The 23,086-nt window shown below is 57.8% G+C and carries 17 protein-coding genes, 1 tRNA gene and 1 pseudogene; 16 read left to right on the top strand and 3 right to left on the bottom strand.

What is annotated here, in order from left to right; translation table 11 throughout:
• Positions 1-97: pseudogene (locus PVA19_RS22065) on the top strand (elongation factor Tu); the annotation flags it as partial.
• A gap of 241 nt (positions 98-338) precedes the next feature.
• On the opposite strand, the gene PVA19_RS22060 reads toward PVA19_RS22065, so the two are convergent.
• Positions 339-2,354 (bottom strand): methyl-accepting chemotaxis protein, encoded by a 2,016-nt coding sequence (locus PVA19_RS22060; RefSeq protein WP_274104251.1) that lies wholly within the window; start codon positions 2,352-2,354, stop codon positions 339-341.
• 461 nt (positions 2,355-2,815) lie between these two features.
• Here PVA19_RS22060 and PVA19_RS22055 point away from each other — a divergent pair.
• The 10 genes from PVA19_RS22055 (at position 2,816) to PVA19_RS22010 (ending at position 17,128) form a co-directional block, all read left to right on the top strand.
• A tRNA-Trp gene (locus PVA19_RS22055) sits at positions 2,816-2,891 on the top strand.
• 187 nt (positions 2,892-3,078) lie between these two features.
• Positions 3,079-3,279, top strand: a complete 201-nt coding sequence (secE, locus tag PVA19_RS22050) for a preprotein translocase subunit SecE (protein ID WP_003523719.1) — start codon at positions 3,079-3,081, stop codon at positions 3,277-3,279.
• Between the two features lie 21 nt (positions 3,280-3,300).
• Positions 3,301-3,831: a transcription termination/antitermination protein NusG gene (gene nusG, locus PVA19_RS22045; RefSeq protein WP_062425174.1), complete on the top strand. Its 531-nt coding sequence runs from the start codon at positions 3,301-3,303 to the stop codon at positions 3,829-3,831.
• Positions 3,832-4,049: 218 nt separating this feature from the next.
• Positions 4,050-4,481: a 50S ribosomal protein L11 gene (gene rplK, locus PVA19_RS22040; protein WP_006316435.1), complete on the top strand. Its 432-nt coding sequence runs from the start codon at positions 4,050-4,052 to the stop codon at positions 4,479-4,481.
• Between the two features lie 2 nt (positions 4,482-4,483).
• Positions 4,484-5,179, top strand: coding sequence for a 50S ribosomal protein L1 (gene rplA / locus PVA19_RS22035; protein WP_062425173.1), 696 nt, complete (start codon positions 4,484-4,486; stop codon positions 5,177-5,179).
• A 359-nt stretch (positions 5,180-5,538) separates the two neighbouring features.
• Positions 5,539-6,057, top strand: coding sequence for a 50S ribosomal protein L10 (rplJ, locus tag PVA19_RS22030; RefSeq protein ID WP_062425172.1), 519 nt, complete (start codon positions 5,539-5,541; stop codon positions 6,055-6,057).
• A 58-nt stretch (positions 6,058-6,115) separates the two neighbouring features.
• On the top strand, positions 6,116-6,493 hold the full coding sequence (rplL, locus tag PVA19_RS22025; RefSeq protein WP_062425171.1) for a 50S ribosomal protein L7/L12: 378 nt from the start codon (positions 6,116-6,118) through the stop codon (positions 6,491-6,493).
• Between the two features lie 259 nt (positions 6,494-6,752).
• On the top strand, positions 6,753-10,892 hold the full coding sequence (rpoB, locus tag PVA19_RS22020) for a DNA-directed RNA polymerase subunit beta (RefSeq protein WP_062439234.1): 4,140 nt from the start codon (positions 6,753-6,755) through the stop codon (positions 10,890-10,892).
• A 183-nt stretch (positions 10,893-11,075) separates the two neighbouring features.
• Positions 11,076-15,284, top strand: coding sequence for a DNA-directed RNA polymerase subunit beta' (gene rpoC, locus PVA19_RS22015; protein WP_274104243.1), 4,209 nt, complete (start codon positions 11,076-11,078; stop codon positions 15,282-15,284).
• A gap of 260 nt (positions 15,285-15,544) precedes the next feature.
• Positions 15,545-17,128 carry an ABC-F family ATP-binding cassette domain-containing protein gene (locus PVA19_RS22010; RefSeq protein WP_274104242.1) on the top strand — a complete coding sequence of 528 codons (1,584 nt, stop codon included), beginning with the start codon at positions 15,545-15,547 and terminating at the stop codon, positions 17,126-17,128.
• 114 nt (positions 17,129-17,242) lie between these two features.
• Here the strand turns inward: PVA19_RS22010 and PVA19_RS22005 are convergent, their stop codons facing one another.
• Positions 17,243-18,121: a LysR family transcriptional regulator gene (locus tag PVA19_RS22005; RefSeq protein ID WP_274104240.1), complete on the bottom strand. Its 879-nt coding sequence runs from the start codon at positions 18,119-18,121 to the stop codon at positions 17,243-17,245.
• Between the two features lie 98 nt (positions 18,122-18,219).
• Here PVA19_RS22005 and PVA19_RS22000 point away from each other — a divergent pair, with 98 nt between their 5' ends.
• Positions 18,220-18,969 (top strand): sulfite exporter TauE/SafE family protein, encoded by a 750-nt coding sequence (locus PVA19_RS22000; protein WP_274104252.1) that lies wholly within the window; start codon positions 18,220-18,222, stop codon positions 18,967-18,969.
• 49 nt (positions 18,970-19,018) lie between these two features.
• Here the strand turns inward: PVA19_RS22000 and PVA19_RS21995 are convergent, their stop codons facing one another.
• Positions 19,019-19,312, bottom strand: a complete 294-nt coding sequence (locus PVA19_RS21995; protein WP_062425175.1) for a hypothetical protein — start codon at positions 19,310-19,312, stop codon at positions 19,019-19,021.
• Between the two features lie 558 nt (positions 19,313-19,870).
• On the opposite strand from PVA19_RS21995, the gene rpsL reads away from it, so the two are divergent.
• From rpsL to PVA19_RS21975, 4 genes are all read left to right on the top strand, one after another.
• Positions 19,871-20,242 (top strand): 30S ribosomal protein S12, encoded by a 372-nt coding sequence (rpsL, locus tag PVA19_RS21990; RefSeq protein WP_003507760.1) that lies wholly within the window; start codon positions 19,871-19,873, stop codon positions 20,240-20,242.
• Between the two features lie 76 nt (positions 20,243-20,318).
• Positions 20,319-20,789 carry a 30S ribosomal protein S7 gene (gene rpsG, locus PVA19_RS21985; RefSeq protein ID WP_062425165.1) on the top strand — a complete coding sequence of 157 codons (471 nt, stop codon included), beginning with the start codon at positions 20,319-20,321 and terminating at the stop codon, positions 20,787-20,789.
• A 33-nt stretch (positions 20,790-20,822) separates the two neighbouring features.
• The gene (gene fusA / locus PVA19_RS21980; protein ID WP_062425164.1) at positions 20,823-22,922 is read left to right on the top strand and encodes an elongation factor G; all 2,100 of its coding nucleotides are present in this window, start codon (positions 20,823-20,825) and stop codon (positions 22,920-22,922) included.
• A gap of 65 nt (positions 22,923-22,987) precedes the next feature.
• Positions 22,988-23,086: GTP-binding protein (locus tag PVA19_RS21975; RefSeq protein ID WP_141681087.1), on the top strand; the 99-nt coding region annotated here is incomplete at its 3' end.

The following is a 23,086-nucleotide window of genomic DNA, read 5'->3' as shown; positions in this document are numbered from 1 at the left end:
GATCGTTCCGATCGCGATGGAAGAAAAGCTGCGCTTCGCTATCCGCGAAGGCGGCCGTACCGTCGGCGCCGGCATCGTTGCCTCGATCATCGAGTAATCTTTTCCCGCAAGGGATTTGACAAAGCCCCGCTGGCGACAGCGGGGCTTTTGCTTTTTGGGTACACGGGATCTGTCACTACCGGATGTGACGGCTGACCATTTGCCGGATCCCCATCCGCGTCGCACTTCGCATTCAAGCAAAAACGCCCGGTGGGAGGCCACCGGGCGTTTGTCGAAAAACCCATTCTGTCAGCACCGCCAGTCCGCTTTGTTGCGGACCAGCGTTGCTACTATCGTTTTCAGAACTCTTCCCACTGACCTGGAGCAGCAGCAACAGCTGTTCTTCCGCCAAACGCTTTGGTCAACCTGCCGCCCAGTGCGCGGGCGGGAGAAAGGACCGGCGTTGCATCGAGCGATGCGGCGCGAAGGGCAGGGGCCGTATCGTCCAGCTTGAAGCGGGTGATGAGGCGGGCGAGGTTGGATGCCTCATCGGCCAGACGATTGGAGGAGGCCGTTGATTCCTCCACCATGGCGGCATTCTGCTGCGTCATCTGGTCCATATGGTTGACGGCGGTGTTGACCTCCGACAGTCCAGTGGACTGCTCCCGAGCTGCGGTGGCGATCGAGTGAACGTGCTCGTTGATCTTGACCACATGGTTCTGGATCTGGCCGAGGGCTTCGCCCGTCGCCGTGACCAGCTTGACGCCAGACTGAACCTCATCGCCGGAGCGGGAGATCAGCGTCTTTATTTCCTTCGCAGCGTTGGCGGAGCGTTGCGCCAGCTCGCGAACCTCCTGGGCAACAACGGCAAAGCCCTTGCCAGCGTCGCCAGCGCGCGCCGCTTCGACGCCCGCGTTGAGCGCGAGCAGATTTGTCTGGAAGGCAATCTCATCGATAACGTTGATGATCTGGCCAATCTCACCAGACGCCTGTTCGATGCGGCCCATGGCGGAGACCGCATTCTGCACGACGGCGCTGGACTGTTCGGTCGAACGGCGTGCCTCGTCAACCATAAGGCTGGCCTCGGTGGCGCGCTCGGTGGAGTTCTTCACCGCTGCGGTGATTTCTTCCAGAGCCGCTGAGGTCTCTTCGAGAGAGGCAGCCTGCTGCTCGGTGCGCTTGGACAACTCGCCGGAGGCTGTGCGCATCTCGCCTGCGCCACCATTGATGGTTTCGATTGCGACGCGAACCTGACCGAGAAGGTGGCGAAGGTTTGCCATGGTGTGGTTGACGTTGTCTCGAAGTTCGGCAAACGCACCCTGGAAGTCACCATGCATGCCTGCCGTCAGATCGCCGTCCGAAAGGGCGGAGATGACACGGCGGGTTTCTGCAACACCGCGATCGACGGAGGCGACCAACTCGTTGACCTGAGCTGCGAACCTGTCGAGATCGACATTGTTGTAGTTCTTGGTAATGCGCTTGGTGAAGTCGCCGGCCACGGCTGCCGAGACCACCTCACCGATATTGGATTGGAGATCTGCGCTCTTTGCCTGCAGCGCTGCCTCCTGGGCGTTCATCTCACGCACCTTGATGGCGTTCTGCTTGAAGACCTCGACAGCACGCGCCATCTCACCGAGTTCGTTCTTCAGTTCGGTGAATGGCACATCCACGTCGAGATCGCCTTCGGCGAGCTTACGCATGACAGCCGTGGAACTGCCAACCGGTTCGGCAATGCCCCGATACAGCGCGAAGCCACCAAACACAGCGAAACCCGTAAGGCCGATCAGACCAGCAAGGTTCACCCAGTCTGAATTGGTAACCGCCGCATCGCCATCTGCGTTTCGTGTCGTCATCAGGGCTCGCTCAGTTTCCTGAATGGCCCCAATGGTGCTGCGGATATTGTCCATATAAGATTTGCCCGCACCTTGAGCCTCGAGCGCTCTTGCCTCCTCGGCGGTGGCCGCATTGCGCATCAGTGCAATCTCTTTTTCTGCTATGTTTGTGCGCCAAGCGCTGGCCTGTTCGTCAAGCGCAGCAAGCCTTTGCTGCTGGACGGGGTTGTCCGCGGTCAATTCCTTTACCTTGGCTAGCCCAGCTTCGTAGTCCTTGATCCCGCCACGATAGGGATCGAGGAACTCGTCCTTGCCGGCGATGAGATAGCCGCGCAATCCCGTTTCCTGATTGACGATAGCAACGAGAATGCTGTTCGTCGCCCGGTAGACTTCATTGGTGTGTTGGATCCAGCCATTCGTCTTGTCGATGAAATGAATGCTGCGAAAATTAAGAAAGCTGACCGTTGCCGCGACAACGATGAGGATCGCGAAGGTGATCGTGATCTTGAGAGAGGTCTTCATATGTTGCAGTTGATTTATCATGTCTCTTAGCCGCAGATGAACGAGGAGCACTAATGCGACCGACCAGCATGACCTGGACACCCGCACCGCCGGAAAGCGCGCGGGAAGCCATCATATCTTCCTGCAGCAGAATGAAGTCTGAAGCGCCGCTACAACTCATTCGAGCGGCGTTTGTCTCGCGGCCTGAAGACAGACGTAACAAGACGATGCCATAACGAGGCAATACTCGGTTTGGTTCACGCCGATATTCAAAAATTTCTATTTAAACGCGTTTATATTTTGTAAATACTCTGTTAATATTTTAGTAAGTTAAATTATACGTGTGCGACAGCGTGTTTTCACACGTCTTCTTCCTGGACCTGCCTGTGGATCGTGGGATCGAGGAAAAAAGCAAAAATACCCTTGCCAATCTTGGCGCATCGCCTTAAAGGAGGCGCACACCGCACGGGCGAGGCGTTAAGCTGAGTCTGGGCTGGTCTTAAAGGGGTATAGCTCAGTTGGTAGAGCGGCGGTCTCCAAAACCGCAGGTCGGGGGTTCGAGCCCCTCTGCCCCTGCCACTTCCTCACTCGCAAGCGCGCAACTTCGCTGCATGGCGGATGGGGTGCCGGTTATCCGGCGAATTCGCCGAATGTCGATTTCCTCTTGTTAAAATGGGAATCGGCGTTTATGTAGGGTCAAAACAGACACGCGGTGCGTGGGGCTGATTAGTATCGGCTTTACGCGCCGTAATTGCGTGGGCAGTCAATGGCATCCAAAACCAATCCGTTTACGTTTCTGCAGCAGGTGCGCGCCGAAGCGTCGAAGATCACATGGCCATCGCGCCGCGAGACCATGATTTCCACGGCAATGGTGCTGGTTATGGTCATTTTTGCGGCTCTGTTCTTCTTTGCGGCAGATCAGCTCATCGGCTGGTTGCTCAGCCTCGTGCTGAACGTCGGCCGCTAACGAATCGAACGGAGAACTATAATGGCAGCGCGTTGGTATATCGTTCAGGCCTACTCGAATTTCGAGAAGAAGGTTGCTGAATCGATCGAAGAAAAGGTTCGCCAGAAGGGTCTGGACCATTTGTTCGAGAGAATCCTCGTTCCGACTGAAAAGGTCGTCGAGGTGCGTCGCGGTCGCAAGGTCGATAGCGAACGTAAGTTCTTTCCAGGTTACGTGCTGGTGCGCGCCAACCTGACGGATGAGGCCTATCACCTCATCAAGAATACGCCGAAAGTCACCGGCTTCCTCGGTTCCGACAACAAGCCGGTTCCGATCCCCGACTCCGAGGCCGACCGTATTCTCGGTCAGGTTCAGGAGGGCGTCGAGCGTCCGAAGTCTTCGGTATCGTTCGAAATCGGCGAGCAGGTTCGCGTCTCCGACGGTCCGTTTGCATCGTTCAACGGTGTTGTTCAGGACGTCGATGAAGAGCGCTCGCGTCTTAAGGTCGAGGTCTCGATCTTCGGTCGCGCTACTCCGGTGGAGCTGGAGTACAATCAGGTCGAAAAGGTCTGATCAAGTTTCGAGGGGCTTTCGTGCCCTTCATCAAATACATCAGGAATGTCGAGCAAGTACTTGCTTTGAAAGCCTGATGGAATGCGGCCATGGTCGCAGAACGCGTGGAAGATCGTCTGGCTCTTAAGCCGGGGCAGGGATCGAACCACGCAACCGCAGCCGCCGGATTTTCCGGCATATGGGCCGGGCAACCGGTTCGATTTGAGAGGCAGAGAGAAATGGCTAAGAAAGTTGCAGGCCAGCTCAAGTTGCAGGTGAAGGCAGGATCGGCCAACCCGTCCCCGCCAATCGGACCTGCGCTTGGTCAGCGTGGCATTAACATCATGGAATTCTGCAAGGCGTTCAATGCCGCCACGCAGGAAATGGAAAAGGGTATGCCGATCCCGGTCGTCATCACCTATTACCAGGACAAGTCCTTCACCTTCGCGATGAAGCAGCCGCCAATGACCTATTGGCTGAAGAAGGAAGCTAAGATCACCTCCGGTTCCAAGACGCCTGGCAAGGGCGCCAAGGTCGGCTCCATCACCAAGGCTCAGGTCAAGACGATCGCAGAAGCCAAGATGAAGGATCTGAACGCAGCCGATATCGAAGGCGCAATGGCAATGGTTGAGGGCTCCGCCCGCGCCATGGGCCTGGAAGTGGTAGGTTGATCATGGCTAAGCTTGCAAAGCGCGTACAGAAGATCCGTGAAGGTGTTGACCCGAACAAGCTCTACGGCCTGACCGATGCCATTTCGATGGTTAAGGAACGGGCTGTCGCCAAGTTCGACGAGACCATCGAAGTTGCAATGAACCTCGGCGTTGACCCGCGTCACGCCGACCAGATGGTTCGTGGCGTTGTCAACCTGCCGAACGGCACAGGCCGCGACGTTCGCGTTGCTGTCTTTGCCCGTGGCGCCAAGGCTGACGAAGCCAAGGCTGCTGGTGCGGACATCGTTGGTGCCGAAGATCTGCTGGAAACGGTTCAGGGCGGCAAGATCGATTTCGACCGCGTTATCGCGACCCCTGACATGATGCCGCTCGTCGGTCGTCTCGGCAAGGTTCTCGGCCCGCGCGGCATGATGCCGAACCCGAAGGTCGGTACGGTTACGATGGATGTCGCTGGTGCCGTCAAGGCTTCCAAGGGCGGCGCTGTCGAGTTCCGCGTCGAAAAGGCCGGTATCGTTCACGCTGGCGTTGGCAAGGCTTCGTTCGATGCCAAGGCGCTGGAAGAAAACATCAAGGCTTTTGCTGACGCCGTCATCAAGGCCAAGCCTACGGGTGCAAAGGGCAACTACGTCAAGCGCGTAGCCATCTCCTCCACCATGGGCCCAGGCTTCAAGATCGACCCTTCGTCGGTTACGGCCTAATCCATTCGCCGCGCTTCACATGAGGCGCGGCAACACAGATTTCCGGCTCGCAAGGGCCGGAAATTTCCGGGGCAACCCGGAATTCCTGTCCGAGATTGCAGGTGGTCGGTATCTCTCGGGATATTGGCCTTAATCATTCAACCTGCATGAGACGGGTAAGAGCCCGGATTTTCGCATCGAGACGATGCTAAATAATCCGGTTCGAACCTGATGTGCCTGTGCCTGAAGCCGTTTGCGGCGACAGAGCGGGGGACAGGATCCTCAAGCGTCGCTTGGGATTTCGGCAACGAAATTCCTTGAGGCAAAGGCAAACCCGATGGGTACACATTCAATGTGTAGTCATCTACTGGAGACAGACAGTGGAAAGAGCGGAAAAACGCGAATTCGTCACGGAGCTGAACGAAGTCTTCAAGGCTTCCGGTTCAGTTGTCGTGGCCCACTATGCTGGTGTCACAGTTGCGCAGATGAACGATTTTCGTTCGAAAATGCGTGCTGCTGGCGGCACCGTCAAGGTCGCGAAGAACCGCCTGGCCAAGATCGCTCTTCAGGGTACGGAGTCGGAAGGGATGTCAGATCTCTTCAAGGGACAGACGCTGATTGCATACAGCACTGACCCTATGATTGCTCCGAAAGTCGTCATGGACTTCGCCAAGACCAACGACAAGGTCGTTGTACTGGGCGGCGCCATGGGCGCAACCACGCTGACAGCAGATGCAGTCAAGTCGCTTGCGACCCTGCCTTCGCTGGACGAGCTGCGTGCAAAGCTGCTGGGCCTTCTCAATGCCCCGGCAACGCGCATCGCAACGGTTGTGGCAGCACCTGCAAGCCAGCTTGCTCGTGTGTTCTCGGCTTACTCCAAGAAGGACGAAGCCGCTTAAGGCGGTTTTTCGCTGTAAATATTCAAACCGGTTCGAACCGAATTAAAGGAACTGAAAAATGGCTGATCTCGCAAAGATCGTAGAAGACCTCTCCTCGCTGACCGTTCTGGAAGCTGCTGAGCTTTCCAAGCTGCTCGAAGAGAAGTGGGGCGTTTCGGCTGCTGCTCCTGTAGCAGTTGCTGCTGCTGGCGGCGGTGCTGCTGCTGCTGCTCCTGAAGAAGAAAAGACCGAGTTCGACGTGATCCTGGTTGACGCTGGCGCCAACAAGATCAACGTCATCAAGGAAGTCCGCGCTATCACCGGCCTCGGCCTGAAGGAAGCTAAGGACCTCGTTGAAGGCGCGCCGAAGCCTGTTAAGGAAGCTGTTTCCAAGGCTGAAGCTGCTGACCTCAAGAAGAAGCTCGAAGACGCCGGCGCTAAGGTCGACGTTAAGTAATCTTGCGATTGCTGGCGGGAGAAGGAAAATCCTTCTCCCGTTGTCGCTCTGTTTGAAACCGATTACCCAAGAACCGCCTGAAAACGGTTCTTGGGTAATGGGTTCTTCAAGAGAATGGTTCCGAACCGGCTCATCAGGCAATCCGGCCTGATCGATCCGGGAAGTGGAACGAGATTGATTTTACCCATTATTCGACGGGGTCGACTGGCCATCGGTTCCCGTCCGTTGCAGGCCCGGATGCAATTTTAAAGGAGCGACGATGGCTCAGACCCTTTCGTTTAACGGTCGTAGGCGCGTACGCAAGTTTTTCGGCAGAATTCCAGAAGTAGCGGAAATGCCGAACCTCATCGAGGTTCAGAAGGCTTCGTATGACCAATTCCTCATGGTTGACGAGCCCAAGGGCGGACGTCCCGACGAGGGATTGAATGCCGTATTCAAATCCGTATTCCCGATCACCGACTTCTCCGGCGCGTCCATGCTGGAATTCGTATCTTACGAATTCGAGGCACCGAAGTTCGACGTCGAGGAATGCCGTCAGCGCGATCTGACCTACGCAGCGCCGCTCAAGGTGACGCTGCGCCTCATCGTGTTCGATATCGACGAGGATACAGGCGCGAAGTCCATCAAGGACATCAAGGAACAGTCCGTCTACATGGGCGACATGCCGCTCATGACCAATAACGGCACGTTCATCGTCAACGGTACCGAGCGCGTCATCGTGTCTCAGATGCACCGTTCGCCGGGCGTCTTCTTCGATCACGACAAGGGCAAGAGCCACTCTTCCGGCAAGCTGCTCTTTGCTGCGCGCGTCATCCCTTATCGCGGTTCCTGGCTCGATATCGAATTCGACGCCAAGGATGTCGTGTTCGCTCGTATCGACCGTCGCCGCAAGCTTCCCGTCACGTCGCTGCTCATGGCGCTTGGCATGGATGGCGAAGAAATCCTGTCGACGTTCTACACCAAGGCGACTTACACTCGCGAAGCTGACGGCTGGCGCATTCCTTTCCAGCCCGAGACGCTGAAGAACGCCAAGGTCATCACCGACATGATCGACGCCGATACCGGCGAAGTCGTTGTCGAAGGTGGCAAGAAGCTGACCCCGCGCCTGCTGCGTCAGCTGACGGACAAGGGCCTGAAGGCTCTCAAGGCCAGCGACGAAGACCTGTACGGCAACTTCCTTGCCGAAGACATCGTCAACTACGAGACGGGTGAAATCTATCTCGAAGCCGGCGACGAAATCGATGACAAGTCGCTGACCGTCATTCTTGGCCATGGCTTCGACGAGATCTCTGTCCTCAACATCGACCACGTCAATGTTGGCGCCTATATCCGCAACACGCTTGCTGCAGACAAGAACGAGAACCGTCAGGACGCTCTGTTCGACATCTACCGCGTGATGCGTCCAGGTGAACCGCCGACCATGGATTCTGCGGAAGCCATGTTCAACTCGCTGTTCTTCGACTCCGAGCGTTACGACCTTTCGGCCGTCGGTCGCGTCAAGATGAACATGCGTCTCGATCTCGACGTGGAAGACACCGTGCGCACGCTGCGCAAGGACGACATCCTGGCGGTGGTCAAGATGCTGGTCGAGCTGCGTGACGGCAAGGGCGAAATCGACGACATCGACAACCTCGGCAACCGCCGTGTTCGGTCCGTCGGCGAGTTGATGGAGAACCAGTATCGTCTGGGTCTTCTGCGCATGGAACGCGCGATCAAGGAACGTATGTCCTCGATCGAAATCGACACCGTGATGCCGCAGGATCTGATCAATGCGAAGCCGGCCGCTGCTGCCGTTCGTGAATTCTTCGGTTCCTCGCAGCTGTCACAGTTCATGGACCAGGTGAACCCGCTTTCGGAAATCACCCACAAGCGTCGTCTTTCGGCTCTTGGACCGGGCGGTCTGACCCGCGAGCGCGCAGGCTTCGAAGTCCGCGACGTTCACCCGACCCACTACGGCCGTATTTGCCCGATCGAAACGCCGGAAGGCCCGAACATCGGTCTGATCAACAGCCTGGCGACATTCGCCCGCGTCAACAAGTACGGCTTCATCGAAAGCCCGTACCGCAAGATCGTGGACGGCAAGGTTACCACCGACGTGATCTACCTCTCCGCTATGGAAGAGGCGAAGTATTACGTTGCGCAGGCCAATGCCGAGCTCGACGCTGAAGGCGCATTCACGGAAGAATTCGTGGTTTGCCGTCATGCGGGCGAAGTTATGCTGGCCCCGCGTGACAACATCAACCTGATGGACGTTTCGCCGAAGCAGCTGGTTTCGGTCGCCGCGGCTCTCATTCCGTTCCTGGAAAACGACGACGCCAACCGCGCTCTCATGGGCTCGAACATGCAGCGTCAGGCCGTTCCGCTCCTGCGCGCCGAAGCACCGTTCGTCGGTACCGGCATGGAGCCGATCGTTGCCCGTGACTCCGGCGCTGCTATCGCAGCCCGTCGTGGCGGCGTGGTCGACCAGGTGGATGCGACACGTATCGTTATCCGTGCAACGGAAGATCTCGATGCTGGCAAGTCCGGCGTTGACATCTACCGCCTGCAGAAGTTCCAGCGTTCCAACCAGAATACCTGCGTCAACCAGCGTCCGCTGGTTTCCGTCGGCGACGTTCTGAACAAGGGCGACATCATCGCGGACGGTCCTTCGACCGATCTCGGTGACCTGGCACTTGGCCGTAACGCGCTCGTCGCGTTCATGCCATGGAACGGCTACAACTACGAAGACTCGATCCTGATGTCCGAGCGCATCGTCTCCGACGACGTGTTCACCTCCATCCATATCGAAGAATTCGAAGTGATGGCCCGCGACACCAAGCTTGGTCCGGAAGAAATCACGCGCGACATTCCGAACGTTTCGGAAGAAGCGCTGAAGAACCTCGACGAAGCCGGTATCGTCTACATCGGTGCGGAAGTTCAGCCCGGCGATATCCTCGTCGGCAAGATCACGCCGAAGGGCGAAAGCCCGATGACGCCGGAAGAAAAGCTTCTGCGCGCCATCTTCGGTGAAAAGGCTTCCGACGTTCGCGACACCTCCATGCGCATGCCTCCGGGCACGTTCGGTACGGTCGTCGAAGTTCGCGTGTTCAACCGTCACGGCGTCGAAAAGGACGAACGTGCAATGGCTATCGAGCGCGAGGAAATCGAGCGCCTGGCCAAGGACCGCGACGACGAACAGGCCATTCTGGACCGTAACGTCTATGGCCGTCTGGTCGACATGCTGCGTGGTCAGGTTTCGATTGCCGGTCCGAAGGGCTTCAAGAAGGGTGTTGAACTTTCCAACGCCGTCGTCTCCGAATATCCCCGCTCGCAGTGGTGGATGTTCGCGGTCGAGGACGAGAAGGTTCAGTCCGAGATCGAAGCTCTGCGGGGTCAGTACGACGAGTCCAAGTCGCGCCTTGAACAGCGCTTCATGGACAAGGTCGAGAAGGTCCAGCGCGGCGACGAAATGCCTCCGGGCGTCATGAAGATGGTCAAGGTCTTCGTTGCTGTGAAGCGCAAGATCCAGCCGGGCGACAAGATGGCTGGCCGTCACGGTAACAAGGGCGTTGTCTCGCGTATCGTGCCTGTCGAAGACATGCCGTTCCTGGAAGACGGTACGCATGTCGACATCTGCTTGAACCCGCTGGGCGTGCCTTCGCGCATGAACGTCGGTCAGATTCTCGAAACGCACCTCGCATGGGCTTGCGCCGGTATGGGCAAGAAGATCGGCGATCTGCTCGACGAGTATCGCAAGACGATGGACATCACCGACCTGAAGAAGGAACTGACGGAAGTCTACGCCTCCGAAGCGAAGGATGAAGTATCATCCTTTGACGACGATGCGCTGCTGCGCCTGGCAGAACAGTCCCGCAAGGGCGTCTCCATCGCAACGCCGGTCTTCGACGGAGCGCATGAGCCTGACGTTGCTTCCATGCTGAAGCGCGCCGGTCTGAATGAGTCCGGTCAGTCGGTTCTCTATGACGGACGTACGGGTGAGGCTTTCGACCGCAAGGTGACTGTCGGCTACATGTACATGATCAAGCTGAACCACCTTGTCGACGACAAGATCCACGCTCGCTCGATCGGTCCTTACTCGCTCGTTACCCAGCAGCCACTGGGCGGCAAGGCGCAGTTCGGCGGTCAGCGCTTCGGGGAAATGGAAGTCTGGGCTCTGGAAGCTTACGGCGCCGCCTACACGCTGCAGGAAATGCTCACCGTCAAGTCGGACGACGTGGCGGGCCGCACCAAGGTTTACGAAGCGATCGTCCGTGGCGACGACACCTTCGAAGCCGGTATTCCGGAGAGCTTCAACGTTCTCGTCAAGGAAATGCGGTCTCTGGGTCTCTCCGTCGAGCTGGAAAACTCCAAGCTCGAAGAGCAGCAGGCTGCCGATCAGCTGCCTGACGCGGCGGAATAAGATCAGAAAAGGCAGGCGCTTCGAAATGAGCGCCTGCCAGCTTCGCTCACGGATGCGTGTTCGTGGGCGGACACTTTCGCCGCATTTTGCGGATAGATCCATGTTTGAAGCACTGGCCGGTCAGCCCGGGAAAGATCGCGCCAGATGCAAGCAAGGGGCTCCATCCCCTTAAGGAGACAAGGCATGAACCAAGAGGTCATGAATCTTTTCAACCCGCAGGTGCCCGCGCAGCATTTCGATTCCATCCGGATTTCGATTGCTTCGCCGGAGAAAATCCTGTCGTGGTCTTACGGCGAGATCAAGAAGCCGGAAACCATCAACTACCGTACGTTCAAGCCTGAGCGTGATGGCCTGTTCTGCGCGCGCATTTTCGGACCGATCAAGGACTATGAGTGCCTGTGCGGTAAGTACAAGCGCATGAAGTACAAGGGCATCATCTGCGAAAAGTGCGGCGTTGAAGTGACGCTGTCGCGCGTTCGTCGTGAGCGCATGGGCCATATCGAGCTTGCTGCTCCCGTTGCCCATATCTGGTTCTTGAAGTCGCTGCCTTCGCGTATCTCGACCTTGCTCGACATGACGCTGAAGGATGTAGAGCGCGTTCTCTACTTCGAAAACTACATCGTGACCGAGCCTGGCCTGACTTCTATGAAGCAGAACCAGCTTCTGTCCGAAGAAGAGTACATGATTGCCGTCGATGAATTCGGTGAAGACCAGTTCACCGCGATGATCGGTGCTGAAGCGATCTATGAAATGCTCGCTTCGATGAACCTCGAAAAGATCGCTGGCGATCTGCGTTCCGATCTTGCTGAGACCACCTCGGATCTCAAGCAGAAGAAGCTGATGAAACGCCTGAAGATCGTCGAGAACTTCATGGAATCCGGTAACCGTCCGGAATGGATGATCATGAAGGTCGTTCCGGTGATCCCGCCGGACCTGCGTCCGCTGGTTCCGCTGGATGGCGGTCGCTTTGCGACGTCTGACCTCAACGATCTCTATCGTCGCGTCATCAACCGTAACAACCGTCTGAAGCGCCTTATCGAGCTTCGCGCACCGGGCATCATCATCCGCAACGAAAAGCGTATGTTGCAGGAATCCGTTGACGCGCTGTTCGACAACGGCCGTCGCGGCCGCGTCATCACGGGTGCCAACAAGCGTCCGCTGAAGTCGCTGTCCGACATGCTCAAGGGCAAGCAGGGCCGCTTCCGTCAGAACCTTCTCGGCAAGCGCGTCGACTATTCCGGCCGTTCGGTCATCGTGACCGGTCCGGAACTGAAGCTGCATCAGTGCGGCCTGCCAAAGAAGATGGCGCTCGAACTGTTCAAGCCGTTCATCTATGCCCGCCTTGACGCCAAGGGTTATTCCTCCACCGTCAAGCAGGCCAAGAAGCTGGTTGAAAAGGAAAAGCCGGAAGTCTGGGATATCCTCGACGAGGTCATCCGCGAGCATCCGGTTCTTCTGAACCGCGCACCGACGCTGCACCGTCTGGGCATCCAGGCTTTCGAACCCACGCTGGTCGAAGGCAAGGCCATCCAGCTGCATCCGCTCGTCTGCACGGCGTTCAACGCCGACTTCGACGGTGACCAGATGGCCGTGCACGTTCCGCTGTCGCTTGAAGCGCAGCTGGAAGCACGCGTGCTGATGATGTCGACCAACAACATTCTGCACCCGGCAAACGGCGCACCGATCATCGTTCCTTCGCAGGACATGGTTCTCGGCCTTTACTACCTCTCGATCATGAACGAGCGCGAGCCCGGCGAAGGCATGGCCTTCTCCGACATGGGCGAACTGCATCATGCTCTGGAAAACAAGGTCGTGACGCTGCACGCGAAAATCCGTGGCCGCTTCAAGACGATCGATGCCGACGGCAAGTTGGTGTCCAAGATCTACGAAACGACACCTGGACGCATGATCATCGGCGAACTTCTGCCGAAGAATGTGAACGTGCCTTTCGAGACCTGCAACCAGGAAATGACCAAGAAGAACATCTCCAAGATGATCGACACGGTCTACCGTCATTGCGGCCAGAAGGACACGGTCATTTTCTGTGACCGCATCATGCAGCTCGGCTTCACCCATGCCTGCCGCGCCGGCATTTCGTTCGGCAAGGACGACATGATCATTCCGGACACCAAGGCAAAGATCGTTGGCGACACCGAATCCCTGGTGAAGGAATACGAGCAGCAGTACAATGACGGTCTCATCACCCAGGGCGAAAAGTACAACAAGGTTGTCGACGCCTGGGGCAAGGCGACTGAAAAGGTCGCCGAAGAAATGATGGCGCGCATTAAGGCTGTGGAATTCGACCCGGATACGGGCCGCCAGAAGCCGATGAACTCCATCTACATGATGAGCCACTCGGGTGCCCGCGGTTCACCGAACCAGATGCGTCAGCTTGGCGGTATGCGCGGCCTTATGGCCAAGCCATCTGGCGAGATCATCGAGACGCCGATCATCTCGAACTTCAAAGAAGGCCTGACCGTTAACGAGTACTTCAACTCGACCCACGGTGCCCGTAAGGGTCTTGCAGACACCGCCTTGAAGACGGCGAACTCCGGTTACCTGACACGTCGTCTCGTCGACGTTGCGCAGGACTGCATCGTCAACTCTCGTGATTGCGGCACCGACAAGGGCCTCACCATGACTGCCATCGTCGATGCCGGTCAGGTCGTTGCTTCGCTCGGCGCCCGTATTCTCGGTCGTACATCGCTCGATGACATCGACAACCCGGTTACTGGCGAGAACATCGTCAAGGCCGGCACGCTGATCGATGAAGCCGACGTTGCCGTGATCGAAAAGGCTGGCATCCAGTCCGTTCGCATCCGTTCGGCTCTGACCTGCGAAATCCAGGTTGGTGTCTGCGGCGTCTGCTACGGTCGTGACCTTGCACGCGGTACGCCTGTCAATATGGGCGAAGCCGTCGGCGTTATCGCCGCTCAGTCGATCGGTGAGCCAGGCACGCAGTTGACCATGCGTACGTTCCACCTTGGTGGTACGGCCAACGTGGTTGACCAGTCGTTCCTGGAAGCGTCCTACGAAGGCACGATCCAGATCAAGAACCGCAACATCCTCCGCTCGTCGGAAGGTGTTCTCATCGCCATGGGCCGCAACATGTCGGTCACCATCCTCGATGAGCGTGGCGTCGAGCGTTCTTCGCAGCGCGTCGCCTATGGTTCGAAGCTGTTCGTGGATGATGGCGACAAGGTCAAGCGCGGTCAGCGTCTGGCAGAGTGGGACCCTTACACCCGTCCAATGATGACGGAAGTGGAAGGTACTGTTCACTTCGAAGATCTGGTCGATGGTCTCTCCGTTCTCGAAGCGACCGACGAATCCACCGGTATCACCAAGCGTCAGGTTATCGACTGGCGTTCGACACCACGTGGTTCAGATCTGAAGCCTTCGATCGTGATCAAGGATGCGTCCGGTGCAGTTGCCAAGCTGTCTCGTGGCGGCGAAGCCCGCTTCCAGCTCTCGGTGGATGCCATTCTGTCGGTCGAGCCTGGTCAGAAGGTCTTCCAGGGTGACGTGCTTGCACGTTCGCCGCTGGAAAGCGCCAAGACCAAGGACATCACCGGTGGTCTGCCGCGCGTTGCCGAACTCTTCGAAGCGCGTCGTCCGAAGGATCACGCTATCATCGCTGAAATCGATGGTACGATCCGTCTCGGCCGCGACTACAAGAACAAGCGCCGTGTTCAGATCGAGCCTGCGGAAGACGGCGTCGAGCCAGTCGAATACCTGATCCCGAAGGGCAAGCCCTTCCATCTTCAGGAAGGCGACTACATCGAGAAGGGCGAGTACATTCTCGACGGCAACCCGGCACCGCACGACATTCTGGCGATCAAGGGCGTGGAAGCACTCGCTTCCTACCTCGTGAACGAAATCCAGGAAGTCTATCGTCTGCAGGGCGTTGTCATCAACGACAAGCACATCGAAGTGATCGTTCGTCAGATGCTGCAGAAGGTTGAGATCACGGATGCCGGCGACAGCCAGTACATCGTGGGCGACAACGTCGACCGCATCGAGATGGAAGACAACAACGATCGTCTGATCGAAGAAGGCAAGAAGCCTGCCTATGGCGAACCGGTTCTTCTCGGTATCACCAAGGCATCGCTGCAGACGCCGTCCTTCATCTCGGCTGCTTCGTTCCAGGAAACCACAAAGGTTCTCACGGAAGCTGCAATTGCCGGCAAGACGGACACGCTGCAGGGCCTCAAGGAAAACGTCATCGTCGGCCGCCTCATCCCGGCTGGTACCGGCGGCACCATGACGCAGATCCGCCGCATCGCGACGACCCGCGACGACCTCATCATCGAGGAGCGCAAGAAGAGCACTGGCTCTGCTTCCGCAAACCAGATGCTGCAGGACATGACGGACAAGGCACCGGCTGCCGAGTAAGGCAGTCAGCGCAGGCACCTCGTGAGAGGGTCGCGCTCGTGGAGATACAAACGCCCGGAGCAATCCGGGCGTTTTTTTGTTTTTGCACGGTGGCCCCAGATCGCCGGATTCCTCCTTGGAGGGCGCGCAAATTGATGTGACTTGAACGATCGGGTTAACGGCCCTATCTTGAGGGCACTTCAATAGAGGAGACATGACGACGATGGATTTGACACTCGCAACCACTTTCCCTTTGGTTCTGCAGCGAGATGTTTTATCCCATGGCTTCGTCGATTTCTCTTTCCGGTCTGTCCTGCATCAAGTCTGACGGCAAACGGCTTTTCACCAACATCGATTTCAGTTTTACCTGTGAGCGTATCGGGCTCGTCGGGCGCAACGGCGTGGGCAAAACGACGCTCTTGCACGTGATCGCCGGCAACATGATGCCCTATGCCGGTCGTGTCGCCTTGTCTGGCACGGTTGCGCTGATGCGCCAGGACGGGATGACTGGGCCCGATGCGACGCTTGCGGATCTCTTCGGTTTGCGGGAGGCGCTGGCGCTGCTCGAACGTGCGGCCGCGGGGCAGGCGAGTGTCGACGAACTGGCCGAAGCGGACTGGACGGCTGGCGCCAGGATGGAAGCGGCGCTCGAGCATTATAGTCTTTGTGCGGCTCCAGATACGCCGCTTGCCACGCTTTCCGGCGGGCAGCGCGTGCGAGCTGCACTCGCGGCGATCACGATGGCCGAGCCGGATTTTCTTCTGCTTGACGAGCCAACCAATAATCTCGACCGGGCAGGGCGGGATATGGTGATCGAGCTTTTGCGTCACTGGCGGCGCGGCGCCATCGTCGTCAGCCATGATCGTGAATTGCTGGAAGAGATGGATGCCATTGCCGAACTGACAACGCTCGGCATGTCTCGTTATGGCGGGAATTACAGCGCGTATCGTGCGCTCAAGCAGTTGGAACTGGATGCGGCGACACATGACCTGTCGCATGCGGAAAGGGCAGGTCGTGAGGCGGCGCAACGCGCGCAGCAAGCAGCCGAGCGGAAGGCACGCAAGGACAGTGCCGGGGCAAAGAGCCGGAGCAGAGGCGATCAGCCGAAAATATTGATGGATGCAGCGAAGGGTCGGGCTGAAGCGTCCGGTGCAGCAGGCACGCGCTTGCGCGACGCCCGACGTGAGGCGGCGGAGGCAGCGCTATCGTCCGCACGGTCCCGAATAGAGGTGCTTCAGCCGATCCGGATGGACATCCCCTCAACCCGCCTGGTCGCAGGCAAGATTGTCTTGCGGCTCGACGGCGTCACCGGCGGATACGATCGATCGCAGCCCGTCATCCGCGGCCTCTCCTTGTCCATCACCGGGCCGGAACGCGTCGTGCTTGCCGGACCAAATGGCAGCGGGAAGACCACACTGCTGAAGATGATTTCTGGCGAGATGGCACCCTTCGAGGGCGTGGTGGATATGCGGGTCCCGTTTGCCGTTTTGGACCAGCATGTCCAGTCTATTCGCGATAATCTGACCTTGCTTGAGAATTTCCGCCGGACGCACGCATCCGCGCTCGATGAAGAGGCTTATGCGGCGCTTGCCCGGTTCAAATTTCGCGCGGACGATGCGTTACGCAAGGCTGCCAGTTTGAGCGGCGGCGAACGCTTGCGGGCGGGGCTCGCCTGCACGCTTGGCGCCGTGACACCGCCGCAACTGCTGATCCTCGACGAGCCTACCAATCATCTCGATCTGGACGGGATCGCAGCGCTTGAGGCGGCACTGGCAGCCTATGACGGAGCCGTCCTGGCTATCAGTCACGACGAGGCGTTCGTGAGGGCGCTTTCGCCGGATAGAGTCATCCAGTTGGATCGATAGAGCGCCGTGGGTCATCTCGGATGCCCAAGGATGTTCTATCTCCTAGACTCTATGCATCGTGCTTTGAGAAAATCGGCTCTGATTTTCCAGCCAATGCTGTGGCGTCTTTGCGTTTCATGCGGACAGATGCTCGAACAGGTCTCGGACCAGCGGCGTCTGCTCTGCGTCCCTGGCAATACAGACCACGAGATTGCGTCGCGCCCATGCGTCCGCTAACGGCGTGACGGACAAGGGATAATTTCGTTTGCAGTGGTGAGCGATGATGGATGGAACGATGGCGATGCCGAGGCCCGCGCTTGTGGCACGGCAGATGCTTTCGTAGGTCCGCAGGCTGATACGGTAGCGCAAACGCGCGCCGATCTTTTCCGCCTGGGACTCGATATGGGCCTGCAAGGCTCCGTCCTTCAGCCCGATGAAATAGTCGTCGGTCAGGCTCTCGAAGCGCACCTGCTTTTCGTTTGCCAGCCTGTGAGACTTGGCGCTGACAATGGCGAGTTGACTGGTAGCGAAGGGTTTGAAAACAAGCGCCTCGTGTGCTGCCTCATCGGATAAGATACCGATATCGGAAAAGCCTGCCGTGACACTGCGGGAAATCTCATGGCTTTGACGTTCGCGAAGATCGATATCGACCTGTGGATGGTCCGCGAGCCATGGTGTCAGGCGCTGCGGCAGAGTGTCCACCATGGCCGCCGTATTGACGGCCATACGGATCGTTGCCCGCAGGCCTTTGGCGAATTGCCCGAGATCGGCGCGCATCAGCGCGACGTGGCCGATGATCTGGCGGGCGTGATGGGAAAGCGTCTCGCCAGCCTCCGTCAGGCGGATGCCGCGCCGACCTCTTTCCAACAGCGAAACGCCGCCCGCAAGCTCCATCTCGCGCAGCCGGTCGCTTGCTGCAGCCAGAGAGAGTCCGATCTCCTGCGCGCCATGGGTGATGCTGCCAGCGTCGGCAACGGCAAGGAACAGGCGAAGGTCGGTGAGGTCAAAGCGCATGGAGAGAAGCTTACGGGCAAATGAGCCTTCGGTCCAGCCGAAGGCTGGTCAAGGCAATGCCGCATTGTGGAAGCTGGAGCCCGGGCTATGACGGAGCAATGAGCGACTACTCCGTTTCAATATTGTTTGTCATTGCAGCCACCTTCTTCTCTGCTGGTCTCGTCAAGGGCGTGACGGGGATGGGCCTGCCGACGGTTGCGATGGGAATCCTTGGCGGAGTGCTGTCACCCCTGGTCGCTGCATCGCTGCTGATCGTTCCATCCTTGCTCACCAATGTTTGGCAGTTGATGGCCGGCATGAATGTGATGCCGATCTTGCGCCGTCTGTGGACGATGATGGCGGGGCTTCTGTTCGGCACGGTTGCCACGGCCTCGATGTTGACGGGTGAGGGCGCTGGATGGAGCACGCTCGCACTCGGTGCGACGCTGACCATCTATGCGATCTACACGCTGCAGGCTAAACCCTATCGCGTTCAGCCTGCGCATGAGCGATGGCTTTCGCCTCTGGTGGGAATCCTGACGGGGCTGATTACCGGCGCGACGGGCGTGTTCGTCATTCCTGCCGTTCCATATCTGCAATCGCTTGGCTTTGAGAAGGACGATCTGGTTCAGGCTCTCGGCCTGTCTTTCACCGTCTCCACGATCGCACTGGCGATCGGGCTCGTCTCACACGGCGCATTTCAAGTGGGAGAGGCGGGCCTGTCGGCTCTGGCCGTCTTACCGGCGCTGCTCGGCATGGTGGCTGGACAACGGCTCAGGAAGGCGTTCAATCCGGCGACCTTCAAGCGCTGCTTTCTGGTGATGCTGGTGTTGCTCGGTCTGGAGATGATGCTGCGAAGCGTCTGTTGACTGCAGGCAGAGAGAGAGAGGGGCGCGGTGTTGCGCGCCCAGCTCAATTTCAAGCAAAGCGGATAATAGAGACTTCGCCTTCCAGTGCGCCCTGATAGGCAGACGCATGGGGTTCTTCGTCCGGCACTTCGGTGATCATGCCGATCTGGTCGAGGTCGGCTTCGAGGAAGCCTTCTTCCGACAGCGCATTCAGAGCTTCGCGCACTGCGGTGTCGTCGTCCGGCGCCTGGAGGATGACGTGGATGTCGATGCCGTCTTCGCCTTCGCGCTCATAGGCCTTGCCGATGATGACGAAGACCATAGCCTCGTCGCGTCCATTGTCGTTGTCGGGTTCGGTGATCATGACGCGATTCCTTTTGTCCTTGGTGGAGGAGGTGCCTGAGGCCAATCCATCTAACCTCCACGCCTGCCACATGTTGCAACCAGCAGGGCCCTGATCTTGGGACAGGCGGTGCTTCAGGGAATCAATAGACGGCTTTTGTGAAAAGCCAAAGGGCGGAAGGTGAAAAACAATGGTGAGGGCAGGGGCTTTGTGATAAAAGGCTTTCAATATCCCGTAATGCAAGGCGTTCACGCCTGCCGCGCGGGGACAAAATTCGGATTTACCCTTGACGACAGCGGGCTAAGACAGTAGTACGCCCGCCATCGGAGCCGATGTGAAGTCTGGCCATCTGGGACGACTCGTCCTGGAGATCACTTCAAACAGGGGTCCAAAACACGTACGAGACACGATTGTTGCACGCAAGACGTATGTCTTTACGTCCTCTGCTCTTGGTGGTCCATCCGTGGAAACCGGATCGGGCCACGTTTTGCGCATGAGGATATGCGTGCTTCGTTGCCGGAAACGGCGTAGCCGCCACCCGAAAGGGTGGCTAAAGTAGTTTTTGCAAGGGATGGTTATATGCCTACCGTAAACCAGCTGATCCGTAAGCCGCGTCAGGCACAGGTAAAGCGCAATAAGGTTCCTGCTCTGCAGGAAAACCCACAGAAGCGTGGCGTTTGCACCCGCGTTTACACGACGACCCCAAAGAAGCCGAACTCGGCTCTTCGTAAGGTTGCCAAGATCCGCCTCACCAACGGCTTCGAAGTCATCGGTTACATTCCTGGTGAAGGTCACAACCTTCAGGAACACTCCGTTGTCATGATCCGTGGCGGCCGCGTCAAGGACTTGCCGGGCGTTCGTTACCACATCATCCGCGGTGTTCTCGATACCCAGGGCGTCAAGAACCGCAAGCAGCGCCGTTCGAAGTACGGTGCAAAGCGTCCGAAGTAATTCGGCAATAACAATTCGGCGCTGCGCGAGGTTCTCCGCGTGGTTTAGCGTCAATAACATATGAGAGACAAAGAGTATGTCCCGTCGCCATAGTGCAGAAAAGCGTGAGATCAATCCGGACCCGAAGTTCGGCGATCTGGTCGTCACCAAGTTCATGAATGCCATCATGCTTCACGGCAAGAAGTCTGTCGCCGAAAGCATCGTTTACGGCGCGTTCGACGCCGTGCAGGGCAAGACGAAGCAGGAGCCGCTCGGCGTGTTCCATTCCGCTCTCGACAACGTCGCCCCGCATGTTGAAGTCCGTTCTCGCCGCGTTGGTGGTGCGACATACCAGGTTCCGGTCGACGTTCGTCCGGAGCGCCGCCAGGCTCTCGCCATCCGTTGGCTGATCGCTGCTGCGCGCAAGCGCAACGAAACGACCATGGTCGATCGCCTCTCCGGCGAACTCATGGACGCTGCGAACAACCGCGGATCTGCTGTCAAGAAGCGTGAAGACACGCACAAGATGGCTGATGCTAACCGCGCATTCTCGCACTACCGCTGGTAATCTCAACGGTCGAAGATCGAAAGGCAGTCCATTATGGCTCGCGAATATAAAATCGAAGATTACCGTAACTTCGGTATCATGGCGCATATCGACGCCGGTAAGACGACCACCACCGAGCGTATCCTCTATTACACCGGTAAGTCGCACAAGATCGGTGAAGTTCACGATGGCGCAGCCACGATGGACTGGATGGAGCAGGAACAGGAGCGTGGCATCACGATCACCTCTGCTGCGACCACGACCTTCTGGAAGGGTCGCGATGGCAAGATGCGTCGTTTCAACATCATCGACACCCCCGGCCACGTTGACTTCACCATCGAAGTCGAGCGTTCGCTGCGCGTTCTCGACGGCGCTATCGCGCTGCTCGATGCCAACGCCGGTGTTGAGCCGCAGACGGAAACCGTCTGGCGTCAGGCAGAGAAGTACAACGTTCCGCGTATGATCTTCTGCAACAAGATGGACAAGACGGGCGCTGACTTCTACCGCTCGGTAGAAATGATCAAGACCCGCCTCGGTGCCACTGCCGTCGTCATGCAGCTGCCGATCGGCGCAGAAACAGAATTCAAGGGCGTTATCGACCTGATCGAGATGAATGCTCTCATCTGGCGCGATGAATCGCTCGGCGCCCAGTGGGACGTCGTCGAAATTCCGGAAGACATGAAGGCCAAGGCTGAAGAATATCGCGAAAAGCTGATCGAGACTGTTGTCGAGATCGACGAAGAAGCGATGGAAGCCTACCTCGAAGGCAACTACCCGGACAACGAAAAGATCCGTTCGCTCGTTCGCCGCGGCACCATCGACGTGAAGTTCCACCCGATGTTCTGCGGTACCGCGTTTAAGAACAAGGGCGTTCAGCCGCTTCTCGACGCCGTTGTCGACTACCTGCCTTCTCCGCTGGACATTCCGGCGATCAAGGGCATCGACTTCAAGACGGAAGCCGAAATCGAGCGTCATGCTGACGATTCCGAGCCGCTTTCCATGCTCGCGTTCAAGATCATGAACGACCCCTTCGTCGGTTCGCTCACCTTCGCACGTATCTACTCGGGCAAGCTCGAGAAGGGCACATCTGTCATCAACACGGTTAAGGACAAGCGCGAGCGCGTCGGCCGTATGCTTCAGATGCACTCCAACAGCCGTGAAGACATCGAAGAAGCCTTTGCAGGCGACATCGTTGCTCTGGCTGGCCTCAAGGAAACCACAACGGGCGACACGCTTTGCGATCCGTTGAAGCCGGTTATCCTCGAGCGCATGGAATTCCCTGAGCCGGTCATCCAGATCGCGATCGAACCGAAGACCAAGGGCGACCAGGAAAAGATGGGCCTCGCGCTCAACCGCCTGGCTGCTGAAGATCCTTCGTTCCGCGTCAAGACGGACGAAGAATCCGGTCAGACGATCATAGCTGGCATGGGCGAACTTCACCTCGACATTCTCGTCGACCGTATGCGTCGCGAGTTCAAGGTTGAAGCCACCGTCGGTGCTCCGCAGGTTGCTTACCGCGAAACGATCACGAAGCTGCACGAAGAAGATTATACCCACAAGAAGCAGTCCGGTGGTACCGGTCAGTTCGCTCGTGTCAAGATCATCTTCGAACCGAACCCAGACGGCGAAGACTTCAAGTTCGAGTCCAAGATCGTTGGTGGTGCTGTTCCGAAGGAATACATCCCAGGCGTTCAGAAGGGTATCGAAAGCGTTCTGTCTTCCGGTCCTCTGGCTGGCTTCCCGATGCTGGGTGTCAAGGCAACTCTCATCGATGGTGCTTACCACGATGTTGACTCGTCTGTTCTGGCGTTCGAAATCGCATCGCGTGCCTGCTTCCGTGAAGCAGCAAAGAAGGCTGGCGCACAGCTTCTCGAGCCGATGATGAAGGTCGAAGTTGTGACACCTGAAGATTACGTCGGTGACGTGATCGGCGATCTGAACTCGCGTCGCGGTCAGATTCAGGGTCAGGAATCGCGTGGTATCACCATCGTGATCAGTGCTCACGTTCCGCTGGCCAACATGTTCAAGTACGTCGACAACCTTCGTTCGATGTCTCAGGGCCGTGCACAGTACTCGATGACCTTCGATCACTATGCGCCGGTTCCAAGCAACGTTGCTGCCGACATCCAGGCAAAGTACTCCGGTCAGAAGTGATCGGGGTACGCCCCAAACGAGATTTAGAGTTTATTCCCGCTTAGGGACAAGATGGAGAGCCACTAATGGCAAAGAGCAAGTTTGAGCGGAATAAGCCGCACGTCAACATCGGCACGATCGGTCACGTTGACCACGGCAAGACGTCTTTGACTGCCGCGATCACG

Origin of the sequence: Agrobacterium sp. CNPSo 3708 (assembly GCF_028674915.1) — a bacterium.
GTDB classification, from domain to species: Bacteria; Pseudomonadota; Alphaproteobacteria; order Rhizobiales; family Rhizobiaceae; genus Agrobacterium; species Agrobacterium cavarae.
This window is presented reverse-complemented; position numbering and strand designations above follow the sequence as displayed.

Excerpts from the sequence above, each read along its gene's own strand:
- PVA19_RS22000 (WP_274104252.1), top strand. The coding sequence starts at position 18,220 with ATGAGCGACTACTCCGTTTCAATATTGTTTGTCATTGCAGCCACCTTC.
- PVA19_RS22005 (WP_274104240.1), bottom strand. The coding sequence starts at position 18,121 with ATGCGCTTTGACCTCACCGACCTTCGCCTGTTCCTTGCCGTTGCCGAC.
- nusG (WP_062425174.1), top strand. The coding sequence starts at position 3,301 with ATGGCAGCGCGTTGGTATATCGTTCAGGCCTACTCGAATTTCGAGAAG.
- rplK (WP_006316435.1), top strand. The coding sequence starts at position 4,050 with ATGGCTAAGAAAGTTGCAGGCCAGCTCAAGTTGCAGGTGAAGGCAGGA.
- rpsL (WP_003507760.1), top strand. The coding sequence starts at position 19,871 with ATGCCTACCGTAAACCAGCTGATCCGTAAGCCGCGTCAGGCACAGGTA.
- rplA (WP_062425173.1), top strand. The coding sequence starts at position 4,484 with ATGGCTAAGCTTGCAAAGCGCGTACAGAAGATCCGTGAAGGTGTTGAC.
- PVA19_RS22010 (WP_274104242.1), top strand. The coding sequence starts at position 15,545 with ATGGCTTCGTCGATTTCTCTTTCCGGTCTGTCCTGCATCAAGTCTGAC.
- rpoB (WP_062439234.1), top strand. The coding sequence starts at position 6,753 with ATGGCTCAGACCCTTTCGTTTAACGGTCGTAGGCGCGTACGCAAGTTT.
- PVA19_RS22060 (WP_274104251.1), bottom strand. The coding sequence starts at position 2,354 with ATGATAAATCAACTGCAACATATGAAGACCTCTCTCAAGATCACGATC.
- PVA19_RS21995 (WP_062425175.1), bottom strand. The coding sequence starts at position 19,312 with ATGATCACCGAACCCGACAACGACAATGGACGCGACGAGGCTATGGTC.
- rpoC (WP_274104243.1), top strand. The coding sequence starts at position 11,076 with ATGAACCAAGAGGTCATGAATCTTTTCAACCCGCAGGTGCCCGCGCAG.
- rplL (WP_062425171.1), top strand. The coding sequence starts at position 6,116 with ATGGCTGATCTCGCAAAGATCGTAGAAGACCTCTCCTCGCTGACCGTT.
- fusA (WP_062425164.1), top strand. The coding sequence starts at position 20,823 with ATGGCTCGCGAATATAAAATCGAAGATTACCGTAACTTCGGTATCATG.
- rpsG (WP_062425165.1), top strand. The coding sequence starts at position 20,319 with ATGTCCCGTCGCCATAGTGCAGAAAAGCGTGAGATCAATCCGGACCCG.
- secE (WP_003523719.1), top strand. The coding sequence starts at position 3,079 with ATGGCATCCAAAACCAATCCGTTTACGTTTCTGCAGCAGGTGCGCGCC.